Origin of the sequence: uncultured Parvibaculum sp., from assembly GCF_963975745.1 — a bacterium.
Taxonomy (GTDB): Bacteria; Pseudomonadota; Alphaproteobacteria; order Parvibaculales; family Parvibaculaceae; genus Parvibaculum.
The window spans coordinates 49,919-61,258 of record NZ_CAXBIB010000001.1 but is presented as its reverse complement, the minus strand read 5'-3'; the positions used below and the strand labels follow the sequence as shown (position 1 = coordinate 61,258).

The window sequence follows — 11,340 nt, the reverse complement described above, 5'->3', positions numbered from 1 at the left end:
CTAGTTCTCCGCCTTCTCGTCGCCCGGCAGCAGATACTCGACACCTTCCCACGGGCTGGCGAAGTCGAAGCTGCGGAATTCCTGAACCAGTTTGACCGGCTCGTAGACGACGCGCTTCGCGTCATCATCGTAGCGAACCTCGACATAGCCGGTCAGCGGGAAATCCTTGCGCAACGGATAGCCATTGAATCCATAGTCAGTCAGGATACGGCGAAGATCCGGGTGATCGCTGAACAGCACGCCGTACATGTCGAAGGTTTCGCGCTCATACCAGTTGGCCGCCGGATATATGCCCGCCACGCTCGGCACGGGCGTTTCCTCATCGGTCTCGAGCGTGACCCGAATCCGCTGGTTCTGATGCATCGAGAGCAGGTGATAGACGACATCGAAACGCTGCGCACGCTGCGGGTAGTCGACGGCCGTGATATCGATGAGCGTGGCGAAATGGCAGGCGGGGTCGTCCCGAAGGAACTTCAGCACCCGCACGATCGAACGCGCCTGTACCCGAATAGTCAGTTCGCCATGTGCCACATCGTAGCGCAACATCGATTCCTCGATGCCACCGAGAATGTGCTCGCCCAGTTCTGTGAGACTTTCGTCCATCGATGCGGTCTCGAAACTCATGGGCAGGTTTTCGCTTCCAGCGCGGGAGCTATCTGCTGCCTGTCGGTGAAATTCAACGGTCGAGTGTGCCCGTCCGGCGAATTTTCTTTTGAAGGGCGAGGATGCCGTAGAGCAGCGCCTCGGCGGTGGGCGGGCATCCGGGCACATAGATGTCAACCGGAACGATCCGGTCGCAACCGCGCACCACAGAGTAGGAATAGTGATAGTAGCCTCCGCCGTTCGCACAGGATCCCATCGAGATCACATAGCGCGGCTCGGGCATCTGATCGTAAACTTTGCGAAGCGCCGGGGCCATCTTGTTGGTCAATGTACCGGCCACGATCATCACGTCGGACTGACGCGGGCTCGCGCGCGGCGCAACGCCGAATCGTTCCGCATCGTAACGCGGCATCGAGGTGTGCATCATTTCGACCGCGCAACAGGCCAGCCCGAACGTCATCCACATCAGCGAGCCGGTGCGCGACCAGTTGATCAGATCGTCCACCGTCGTCAGCACAAAGCCCTTATCGGCCAGCGCGTCGGATGCCTGACGAAAGAAAGCATCGTCCTGCCCACTGCCTGCGACCACGCCGCCGCCCGGGACGGCAACATTTCCGGTTTGCATCACTCCCATTCCAGGGCGCCCTTCTTCCACTCATAGGTGAAGCCGATCGTCAGCACCGCGAGGAAAATGATCATGGACCAGAAACCAAACATTCCGACATCGCCCAGTGCGACAGCCCAAGGAAACAGAAAGGCCACTTCAAGATCGAAGATGATGAAGAGAATGGCGACGAGATAGTACTTCACGTCGAACTTCATACGCGCGTCATCGAAGGCATCGAACCCGCATTCGTAAGCGGCAAGTTTCTCCGGATCCGGCTTGCTCGGGGCTACAAAAAACGGTGCGACCAGCAATGCAAGACCAATCACGAGCGACAGCCCCATAAAAATCAATATGGGCAGGTACTCGAGAAGCAGATCTTCCATCGAATTGTCCTCAACAAGAAACCGTTGCCTTTCGGCTCCGGCCGGGCACCATTTCAAACCGCGCTGGCACGCGGCAGGACGATCGGCTCGTCCAGAATTTGGCTGCCCAATTCGGCGCGCAGTATAGCTTCCGCATACGCGAAATCAAAGGCCAGCTGACGATTTGTCGGGGCAAAAACCTCTGGCTTTGCGGCCTTCCGCAGGGGCTTGCATGCAGCTAACGTCATGCTCGCCCATGCATGTCGATGGCCACCACGAAGGCCCGATGAACTGGAGATGATGGCGGGAGTGACGGGGCTCGAACCCGCGACCTCCGGCGTGACAGGCCGGCGCTCTAACCAACTGAGCTACACCCCCTCAAGGCGCTGAAATCGCCTGAAAGGTGGGCGTCTCGTAAGCCAAGCCCCCCTCGCTGTCAAGGCGGATCGCAGATGCGGCACGGCAGATGGCCAGTCCTGCCTGGTGGGCGGTGACGGGCTCGAACCGCCGACCCTCTCGGTGTAAACGAGATGCTCTACCAACTGAGCTAACCGCCCTTGCCGCACAGGGAGAAATTTCCGCCGGGCCAGTGCCGCAACTCCTAGCGAATGACCGCCGGCATTGCAATCGGCGCCATTGCATTGGGACCCCAAACGCCCGATCTTGGGGCGTCGTCCTTCGTCTCACCGAAAGCCCGGTTGTCCCGTTGACTCGTACACTCGCTCCCATCTTTTCGCTGTTGATGGCCACGGCCATCCTGCTGGTCGGCAACGGGCTTCTCGGCACGCTGATCCCGATTCGTGCCGGTTATGAGGGCTTTGCGACCATCACTGTCGGCGTTATCGGCAGTTTCTATTTCGCCGGCTTTCTCGCAGGCTGCTTCGCGACACCTCATATTGTGCATCGGGCGGGCCACATCCGCAGCTTCGCCACCTTTTGTGGACTGGCGGCAGCAGCGCCACTCATTCATGCAATGTCGTCCGATCCGGCCATCTGGGCATTGATGCGGATTTTGACCGGTTTCTGCTTTGCCGGGCTCTACATGGTCATTGAAAGCTGGCTCAACGAGCAGTCCACCAACGATACGCGCGGTCGGATTTTCGCCATTTACGTCGCAGTCAACCTGACGGCGCTGGCCGGCGGTCAATTGATGCTCAACGCGGCCGATTCGACCGGCTTCGTTCTCTTTGCCATTTGCTCGATTCTGACATCCCTGGCCTTGGTCCCGGTTGCGATGACAACATCCGTTCAGCCAATGCCTATCCAGAGCACCCAGATCAATATCTGGAACCTCTACGCCCTGTCGCCCGTCGGACTGGTCGGATCTTTTGTGGTCGGCCTGACCAATGCGCCCTTCTGGACGCTGGCGCCACTCTTCGCAATGGAGAGCGGGATCGGCGAAAGCGGAATTGCCGCCTTCATGCTGGCCGCCATCGCTGGCGGCGCCATCGCGCAATGGCCGATCGGCCGCATTTCGGACCGTATGGACCGCCGGCGCGTCATCGTTGCACTCTGTCTCGGGGCTGCAATTGGCGAGGTCGCTCTGGTTGTTTCCGGCATCAGCGGCAGCGTTGTGGCCATCATGCTTTCGGGCGTGCTGTTCGGGGTCTTTGCGCTGACGCTTTATTCGGTTTGTGTGGCGCACATGAACGATCACGGCCAGAGCGAGAGCTTTGTTTCAATCTCGGGGGGGCTGCTGGTTGTCTATTCGGTCGGCGCCATCGTGGGCCCAACGGCCGCATCGCTCGGCGTCAGCAGTTTCGGCATTTCCTCGATATTCGTATTTCCAGCCGTTATTCATTTGCTGTTTGCCGGCTACACGGCCTACCGCATCGCCTCGACGCCGGCGCTGACGGGAGCGCAGCGGTCCGACTTCGTCGCCGTTCCCTTCCCTCAGGTCCACCCGCTGCCAACCGAACTCGACCCACGCGCTGCGGACGAAGACACGACGCCGGCCGAACCGGATGCCGCCACCCCATGAAAAAGGCCGGCACGCTTTCCAAAACGGCCGGCCCTCAAACTCGCGGTTTTTGTTCAGCTGTTAACAGCGTCCTTGAGCCCCTTGCCGGCCTTGAACTTCGGCTGCTTCGAGGCCGGTATCTGGATCGTCTCGCCGGTACGCGGGTTGCGGCCCTCGGTAGCCGCCCGGTTCGACACGTTGAACGTGCCAAATCCAACCAGCCGGACCTCTTCGCCCTTTTTCAGCGAGTCCGTGATGATGTCGAACACGTAGTCGACGGCCTTGGTCGCATCGGCCTTGGATAGACCGGTCCGGTCCGCCACTTCTGCAATGAGATCGTTCTTGTTCACGTCGGGCCCCTTCTGATGCGATGGCGGGGAATCGGGATTCCCTCAAGCGTTGTGAGTCTACTCGTCTGCCAAGAAGGGGGTCAAAGTAAAAACAAAGGATTTCTGCGGAAAATTCGAAGCCGTCCACGCAAAAACGGGAGCCTTTCGGCTCCCGTTTCCAATCTTCGACCAGCTTGGTGGTCAATTCCACCCCTTAATGTGCCATAATCTTCTCGGGGGTGTCGGGCCGGTTGCGACCGGCGGCGGCCTGCTCCGCAAGCCAGGCATCCTCGTCCCACTCGATCGGATCCGGCATGCGTGTCAGCGCATGCTTCAATGCTTCGTCGATCGTATTGACCGGTACGATCTCCAGACTGTTCTTCACATTGTCCGGAATCTCGGCCAGATCCTTGGCATTGTCCTGAGGGATAAGCACCTTCTTGATGCCGCCCCGCAGCGCAGCCAGAAGCTTCTCCTTGAGGCCGCCGATGGGCAACACCCGCCCTCGGAGCGTCATCTCGCCCGTCATGGCGACGTCCTTGTGCACCGCGATTCCGGTCATCACGGAGACGATGGCTGCCGTCATCGCCACGCCCGCCGAAGGACCATCCTTGGGCGTCGCACCTTCCGGCACGTGGACATGGATATCTCGACGATCGAAGAGCGGCGGCTCGATACCGAAATGGGTCGCGCGGGAGCGAACATAAGAACTCGCTGCCGAAATCGACTCCTTCATCACGTCACGCAGATTGCCGGTCACGGTCATACGGCCCTTGCCCGGCATCATGACGCCTTCGATGGTCAGCAACTCGCCGCCAACCTCGGTCCATGCCAAGCCCGTCACGATACCGACCTGATCCTCGCCTTCTGCTTCGCCGAACCGGTATTTCGGGACACCGGCATATTCGGCAATGTTCTCCATGGTGAGCTTGACCGCCTTTGTTTCAGGATCGGTCAGAATGCGCTTCACCGCCTTGCGGGCAAGGTTGTTCAATTCCCGCTCCAGGTTGCGAACGCCCGCCTCACGCGTGTACACGCGGATCAGATGGCGCAAGGCATCGTCGTCGATCGACCACTCTCCCTTGCGCAGACCATGACCGTCGATCGCCTTCTGGATCAGATGGCGGCGCGAGATCTCGACCTTTTCATCCTCTGTGTAGCCAGCGATGCGGATAATCTCCATCCGATCCATCAGCGGCTCGGGGATGTTGAGCGTATTTGCGGTCGTTACGAACATGACATCCGAAAGATCGTAGTCGACCTCCAGATAGTGGTCAGCAAAGGCGTTGTTCTGCTCGGGATCAAGTACCTCAAGCAGTGCCGATGACGGATCACCACGGAAATCCGATCCCATCTTGTCGATCTCATCGAGAAGGAACAGCGGATTGGTGTGCTTCACCTTCTTCATCGACTGAATGACCTTACCGGGCATCGAGCCGATATAGGTCCGACGGTGACCGCGAATCTCGGCCTCATCGCGCACGCCACCAAGCGACATACGCACGAAATCACGACCGGTCGCACGCGCAATCGACTTGCCGAGGGACGTCTTGCCGACACCGGGCGGACCAACGAGGCAGAGGATCGGCCCCTTCAACTTGTTGGCGCGGTTCTGGACAGCCAGATACTCGACGATCCGTTCCTTGACCTTGTCGAGGCCGAAGTGATCGGCGTCGAGAATTTCCTGCGCGTTCTGGAGCTCCTTCTTGACACGACTCTTCTGCTTCCACGGCACCGAGAGCAGCCAGTCGAGATAATTGCGGACTACCGTTGCTTCCGCCGACATCGGGCTCATCTGCTTCAGCTTCTTCAATTCGGCCACCGCTTTCTCGCGTGCCTCCTTGGAAAGCTTCACCTTCTGAATCCGCTCTTCGAGCTCGCGAATTTCCTCACGTCCGTCGTCGCCATCACCAAGTTCCTTCTGAATGGCCTTCATTTGCTCGTTCAGATAGTACTCGCGCTGCGTCTTCTCCATCTGGCGCTTGACGCGGCTGCGGATGCGCTTTTCGACCTGCAGCACACCGATCTCGCCTTCCATCAGCGAATAGACGCGCTCCAGGCGCCCCGCAACGGACGACATTTCGAGAAGCTCCTGCTTCTCGGGAATCTTGATGTTGATATGGCTGGCGACCGTATCGGCAAGCTTCGCCGGATCCTCGATCTGTCCGATCGATCCCAGAACTTCCGGCGGAACCTTCTTGTTGAGCTTCACATAGCCTTCGAACTGGGAGACGACAGAGCGCGTCAGGCCCTCGATCTGATCACCATCCGCGTCGGACTCGTCGATCGCCTCGACCTCGGCTTCGAAGAATTCGGGATTGTCGATGTAGCGCTTGACGCGCGCGCGGCGCACGCCCTCCACCAGCACCTTGACCGTATTGTCCGGCAATTTCAGGAGCTGCAAAACGGTACCGATGGCACCGATTTCGTAGATATCATCTGTATTCGGATTGTCGTCCGCCGCATTCTTCTGGGCGACCAGCAGGATCTGCTTGTCGTCCTGCATGACGTTTTCAAGCGCACGCACCGACTTCTCGCGACCGACAAAAAGCGGCACGATCATGTGCGGGAAAACCACGATATCGCGTAGCGGAAGCACCGGCAGCACCAGCTTGCCCGGGGCTTCGGCCACATCCTTTTCGCGCTCGTTTTTTTCAGTCATATCAACTACCTGCCTTTACCTGACTCGACTGCCGCCCGCAGAGGGAATCCAGCCTAGCATTCGTTTCTGAATGAATGCTGATGGCCGTCCGCCTCGCCAGAATAACCGGATTCGCGGGCGCCGCCCCTATTTCGGGCGGTTGAGACCCGCCAGCGGATATCGCCACGGATCATTGGTTAAAAAGGAAATGGCCCTGAAAGACCACGCTTTCAAGGCCATTCCCGGATCGTTGAAAAATAACGGTTTCAGTCCCGTCAGGCGCTTGTCCCAACGTCACCCTGCCGTTCGGCATAGATATAGAGCGGCCGCGCCTTGCCCTCGACGACCTCACCGCTGATGACAACCTCTTCAACACCCTCAAGGGTTGGCAGGTCGAACATCGTATCGAGCAGAATCGATTCAAGAATCGACCGCAGTCCGCGCGCGCCGGTCTTGCGCTCGATCGCCTTGCGCGCAATCGAGCGCAGCGCTTCCTCGGAAAAGGTCAGGCGCACATTCTCCATCTCGAACAGCCGTTCATACTGCTTGACCAGCGCATTCTTGGGCTGGGTCAGGATGGTCACCAGTGCTTCTTCGTCCAAGTCCTCCAGCGTGGCGAGAACCGGCATTCGTCCAACGAATTCCGGAATCAGGCCGAATTTCAGAAGATCTTCCGGCTCGAGATCCTTCAGGATGTCGCCGGTTCGGCGATCTTCAACTGACTGGACCTTTGCACTGAAGCCGATACCCGCGCCCTTGCCACGCTGACCGATGATCTTTTCCAGACCGGCAAAGGCGCCACCGCAAATGAAGAGGATATTGGTCGTGTCGACCTGCAGGAACTCCTGCTGCGGGTGCTTGCGCCCACCCTGCGGCGGCACGGAGGCAACCGTGCCCTCCATAATCTTCAGCAAGGCCTGCTGCACGCCCTCGCCCGACACGTCGCGCGTGATCGAGGGGTTGTCGGACTTGCGGCTGATCTTGTCGACTTCGTCGATATAGACAATGCCCCGCTGCGCGCGCTCGACATTGTAATCGGCCGACTGCAGCAGCTTCAGGATGATGTTTTCGACATCTTCGCCGACATAGCCCGCTTCAGTCAGTGTCGTCGCGTCTGCCATCGTGAACGGCACATCGAGGATGCGCGCCAGTGTCTGTGCGAGCAGCGTCTTGCCGCAACCCGTCGGACCGATCAGCAGGATATTCGACTTGGCAAGCTCGACGTCGTTGTTCTTTGCCGCGTGATTGAGCCGCTTGTAATGATTGTGAACAGCGACCGAGAGCACGCGCTTCGCATGCTGCTGACCGATCACGTAATCATCCAGCACCGCGCAAATTTCCTGCGGCGAGGGAACACCGTCACGGGACTTCACCAGCGAGCTCTTGTTCTCCTCGCGGATGATATCCATGCAGAGTTCGACACATTCGTCACAGATAAAGACGGTCGGTCCCGCAATCAGCTTCCTGACCTCATGCTGGCTCTTGCCGCAAAAGGAACAGTAGAGCGTGTTCTTGGAGTCGCCGCCGCTCACCTTGCTCATAAAAACTCCTTAGTAACCCGCAAGCCGGATCGGGTCTCATCAAGCGCCCTGGACCGACCGTGCCCGCCTTCCGATGCCCGATCAAGCCATCCATATTTTCTATACGCGACTGTATGAAAACCGGATGTATCGCCGTTCATCATTGAGACATACGAGCATGTTATTCGCTGAGGGATCAACATTTCATTACCCCTCATAACGGCGCAGCGGTGCCTTTCCGTCGCGGCGGGGTAGCCTCCAAAGAGCCCGATTCCCCCGCTCCTGACGCAAAACCCTGCTGAACCTGCATCCTGGCCGGCAAGTGCCCCCCGGCTGGAAAGCGTCTGTTTCAGGCCTTTTTGCCTTCGTCTGCCGCCGGACGCACAACCCCGACATGATCGATAATGCCGAATTCCTGGGCGCGTTCGGGACTCATGAAATTGTCACGTTCGAGGGCGTCTTCGACGACCTTGAGGCTCTGGCCGGTGTGCTTCACGTAGATGTTGTTAAGGCGCTCGCGAATCGCGATCGTTTCGCGAGCATGGATTTCGATATCCGTCGCCTGCCCCTGAAAGCCGCCCGATGGCTGATGAACCATAATGCGCGCATTCGGAAGCGCGAAACGCATGCCTTTTTCGCCAGCCGCAAGCAGAAGCGATCCCATCGATGCCGCCTGCCCCATGCATACCGTCGAAATCGGCGGGCGGACGTGCTGCATCGTATCGTAGATTGCAAGCCCCGAGGTCACGATGCCGCCCGGCGAATTGATGTACATCGAGATTTCTTTTTTGGGGTTTTCCGCCTCGAGGAAGAGAAGCTGCGCCGTCACAAGCATTGCCATGCCGTCTTCGACAGGGCCGGCGACGAAGATAATGTGCTCCTTCAACAGGCGCGAAAAGATATCGTAGGCGCGCTCGCCGCGATTGGTCTGTTCGACCACCATCGGCACGAGGTTCATGTAGGTTTCGATGGGGTCTTTCATTATGTCTCCTGAGCGTCGGCCTGTTTCCTGCGATATGCGAGCGTCGGAATCGCGGTGCCCGCCAGGAATCGCGTAGAACCGGAATATCCTGATTCGGTAAATGGACGGTTCCGAACTCTAGCGCAAGACCAATATAAGGTCAGTTGCGGTCGATTTCGCCCCCTGCGTCAAAGGGACTATTGCCGCAGCGTCAGGCAACCTTATCCAGTACCTGCCTGTCCGGCAGGCCGATCAGCCCACAAACCCCCGACAGCGCGCCGGAAACCAGTTCGCGCGCCAGAAATCGGGCAGCGTCGTACTGTCCCGGCAGGTCCAGGCGCCGCGCCAGCGACCGCACAAAACCGAAGCGGCGGTAGTAGGGCTCGTCGCCCACCAGCACGACGATGCGGTGCCCCTGCGCGGCCGCGCGCGCAAGGCCGGCGCGCATCAGGCGGCTGCCGATCCCCTCGCCTTGTCGGTCGGGTGCGGTCACCAGCGGACCGAGCAACAAGGCCGGCGTGCCGCCAGCGATCTCGACCGGCCAGAAGCGCAAGGTGCCAACCACCACGCTTCGATCGATAGCGACCAGCGCCAGAGACGCATCATGCGCAACACCTTCGCGCAGCCGGTAGACTGCCTTCGCGAAGCGTTCCGGGCCGAAAGCCTCGGCGACCAGCCGCTCGACCTCGGTATTGTGAATTGTCTTTTCGGTGACGATCTTCATGTCCGTTTCCATGCGATGCAACGGCGGCGGCGCGATCTGCCCGCGCGGCCGTTCCACCATGAAATGTGTGTGAGCGAGCTTCTTCCGACCTCAGATACAGACGCTGGCAAGCGGCGGGAAGCCGTTGAAGCCGACGGCCGAATAGGTCGTTGTGTAAGCGCCCGTTGCCAGTATCCAGACCTTGTCGCCGGCAACCAGTGCCGTCGGCAGGCGATAGTCCGTCTTCTCGTAGAGAATGTCGGCGCTGTCGCAGGTCGGCCCGGCCAGTACGACCGGCGACGTCTCACCGCCATCCCGCGAGGTCAGCAGGCGGTACTTGATCGCCTCGTCCATGGTCTCGGCCAGGCCGTGGAACTTGCCGGCGTCGAGATAGACCCATCGTCGGTCGTCGTCTCCGCCCTTCTCCGAGACCAGAACGATCTCGGCCTGGATCACGCCGGCGTCGCCGACGACCCCGCGGCCCGGCTCGACAATCACCTCAGGCATGCTGTCGCCGAAGTGACGCGCGAGCGCCTCGCGGATCGCGGCTCCATAGGCCGGAATCGAAGGCACGTCCGTGCGATAGCGCGAGGGAAAGCCGCCGCCCATGTTGACCATGCGCAGCGTCACACCGCGCGCCGCGAGGTCGCGGAAGAGCGAAACCGAGAGCGCAAGCGCCTTGTCATACTGTGTCAGATCGGTCTGCTGCGAGCCGACATGGAAGGAGAGTCCATAGGCATCCAGTCCGAGGGCCTTCGCGCCGGCCAGCAGGTCGACGGCCATTGCGGGCTCACATCCGAACTTGCGCGAAAGCGGCCATTCGGCACCGTCGCACTCCATCAGCACGCGGCAATAGACCTTAGACCCCGGTGCAACACGGGCGATTTTCTCGAGTTCCGGCCGGCTGTCGAAGGCGAACATACGCACACCCTTGGCGTAAGCCGCGGCGATGTCGCGCTCCTTCTTGATTGTGTTGCCGAAGGAGAGACGGTCGGGCGACACGCCATGGCTGAGGCAGAGATCGATCTCGCCCATGCTGGCCGTATCGAAGGCCGAACCGAGACGCGCGAGGCGCGCGACGATTTCGTCGGCGGGGTTGGCCTTCACCGCATAGAAGATGCGCGCTTCGGGAAGCGAGCGGGCCAGCTCCTCGAAATTGTGCGCGACGATGTCGACATCAACGATAAGACAGGGCGACGGCAGCTCGGCCGTCGCGATGTAGCGGGCAATCTTGGGTGGCAGCCCACCGCGTTCCAGCGGCAACTCGGCCGCCTGCGGCACAAGACGCAAGCGTGGCTTGCGGCCCTTGCCCGCCTTCGCGGACGGAACGGACTTTGCGATTGCTTTGGAAGAGGAGCGCGAACGGGCACGGCGGCCCTGCTCGGAGGCGAACATCGTCAACACCCTTTTTCAGACCCGGTACTCAGACCGGCGTGATCCAAAAAGGACGCTTCCGTCGTTGCATAAACCTGCCAGGGGCCAGTGGCACGTGCGTGTGCGTCTTGTGATGCGCGGAGATATAGGTATCGATGAGTCTGCGCAACAGGTATTTGGGTCGTCGGCAAAGTTTTTTGCTAACAAATTCCTAATGCGCCTCGATGCGCGCGGATTGAATTGCGGCGACAATGCGGCGGCGGAAACGACAAAGGCCCGG

General features: G+C 59.8%; 9 protein-coding genes, 2 tRNA genes and 1 pseudogene. 1 reads left to right on the top strand and 11 read right to left on the bottom strand.

Annotation, left to right across the window (positions count from 1 at the left end; all coding sequences use genetic code 11):
- The 5 genes and pseudogenes from AAC071_RS00280 to AAC071_RS00260 all read right to left on the bottom strand — a co-directional run bounded on the left by AAC071_RS00280 (nt 1) and on the right by AAC071_RS00260 (nt 2,129).
- Nucleotides 1-603 (bottom strand): NADH-quinone oxidoreductase subunit C, encoded by a 603-nt coding sequence (locus AAC071_RS00280; protein WP_339829235.1) that lies wholly within the window; start codon nt 601-603, stop codon nt 1-3.
- A gap of 73 nt (nt 604-676) precedes the next feature.
- Nucleotides 677-1,177, bottom strand: a pseudogene (locus AAC071_RS00275) (NADH-quinone oxidoreductase subunit B family protein); the annotation flags it as partial.
- 50 nt (nt 1,178-1,227) lie between these two features.
- The gene (locus AAC071_RS00270) at nt 1,228-1,593 is read right to left on the bottom strand and encodes an NADH-quinone oxidoreductase subunit A (protein WP_339828582.1); all 366 of its coding nucleotides are present in this window, start codon (nt 1,591-1,593) and stop codon (nt 1,228-1,230) included.
- A gap of 280 nt (nt 1,594-1,873) precedes the next feature.
- Nucleotides 1,874-1,950 (bottom strand) — tRNA-Asp (locus AAC071_RS00265).
- Nucleotides 1,951-2,053: 103 nt separating this feature from the next.
- Nucleotides 2,054-2,129 (bottom strand) — tRNA-Val (locus AAC071_RS00260).
- Between the two features lie 149 nt (nt 2,130-2,278).
- On the opposite strand from AAC071_RS00260, the gene AAC071_RS00255 reads away from it, so the two are divergent.
- The gene (locus AAC071_RS00255; protein WP_339828580.1) at nt 2,279-3,553 is read left to right on the top strand and encodes an MFS transporter; all 1,275 of its coding nucleotides are present in this window, start codon (nt 2,279-2,281) and stop codon (nt 3,551-3,553) included.
- Between the two features lie 53 nt (nt 3,554-3,606).
- Here AAC071_RS00255 and AAC071_RS00250 read toward each other — a convergent pair whose 3' ends face one another.
- The 6 genes from AAC071_RS00250 to AAC071_RS00225 form a co-directional block, all read right to left on the bottom strand.
- Nucleotides 3,607-3,882, bottom strand: a complete 276-nt coding sequence (locus AAC071_RS00250; protein ID WP_304735974.1) for an HU family DNA-binding protein — start codon at nt 3,880-3,882, stop codon at nt 3,607-3,609.
- A gap of 193 nt (nt 3,883-4,075) precedes the next feature.
- Complete coding sequence (lon, locus tag AAC071_RS00245) at nt 4,076-6,523, bottom strand: endopeptidase La (RefSeq protein WP_339828575.1); 2,448 nt, start codon at nt 6,521-6,523, stop codon at nt 4,076-4,078.
- A 254-nt stretch (nt 6,524-6,777) separates the two neighbouring features.
- A complete protein-coding gene (clpX, locus tag AAC071_RS00240) occupies nt 6,778-8,043 on the bottom strand; it encodes an ATP-dependent Clp protease ATP-binding subunit ClpX (RefSeq protein ID WP_339828573.1) in 1,266 nt (421 codons plus the stop codon).
- Nucleotides 8,044-8,371: 328 nt separating this feature from the next.
- The gene (locus tag AAC071_RS00235) at nt 8,372-9,004 is read right to left on the bottom strand and encodes an ATP-dependent Clp protease proteolytic subunit (protein ID WP_339828571.1); all 633 of its coding nucleotides are present in this window, start codon (nt 9,002-9,004) and stop codon (nt 8,372-8,374) included.
- 190 nt (nt 9,005-9,194) lie between these two features.
- Complete coding sequence (locus tag AAC071_RS00230) at nt 9,195-9,707, bottom strand: N-acetyltransferase (RefSeq protein ID WP_339828569.1); 513 nt, start codon at nt 9,705-9,707, stop codon at nt 9,195-9,197.
- Between the two features lie 90 nt (nt 9,708-9,797).
- A complete protein-coding gene (locus AAC071_RS00225; protein ID WP_339828566.1) occupies nt 9,798-11,081 on the bottom strand; it encodes a type III PLP-dependent enzyme in 1,284 nt (427 codons plus the stop codon).
- Between the last annotated feature and the right edge of the window lie 259 nt (nt 11,082-11,340).

Coding starts and splice junctions, on each gene's coding strand:
- AAC071_RS00280 (WP_339829235.1), bottom strand. CDS start 603: ATGGACGAAAGTCTCACAGAACTGGGCGAGCACATTCTCGGTGGCATC.
- AAC071_RS00270 (WP_339828582.1), bottom strand. CDS start 1,593: ATGGAAGATCTGCTTCTCGAGTACCTGCCCATATTGATTTTTATGGGG.
- lon (WP_339828575.1), bottom strand. CDS start 6,523: ATGACTGAAAAAAACGAGCGCGAAAAGGATGTGGCCGAAGCCCCGGGC.
- clpX (WP_339828573.1), bottom strand. CDS start 8,043: ATGAGCAAGGTGAGCGGCGGCGACTCCAAGAACACGCTCTACTGTTCC.
- AAC071_RS00235 (WP_339828571.1), bottom strand. CDS start 9,004: ATGAAAGACCCCATCGAAACCTACATGAACCTCGTGCCGATGGTGGTC.
- AAC071_RS00230 (WP_339828569.1), bottom strand. CDS start 9,707: ATGAAGATCGTCACCGAAAAGACAATTCACAATACCGAGGTCGAGCGG.
- AAC071_RS00225 (WP_339828566.1), bottom strand. CDS start 11,081: ATGTTCGCCTCCGAGCAGGGCCGCCGTGCCCGTTCGCGCTCCTCTTCC.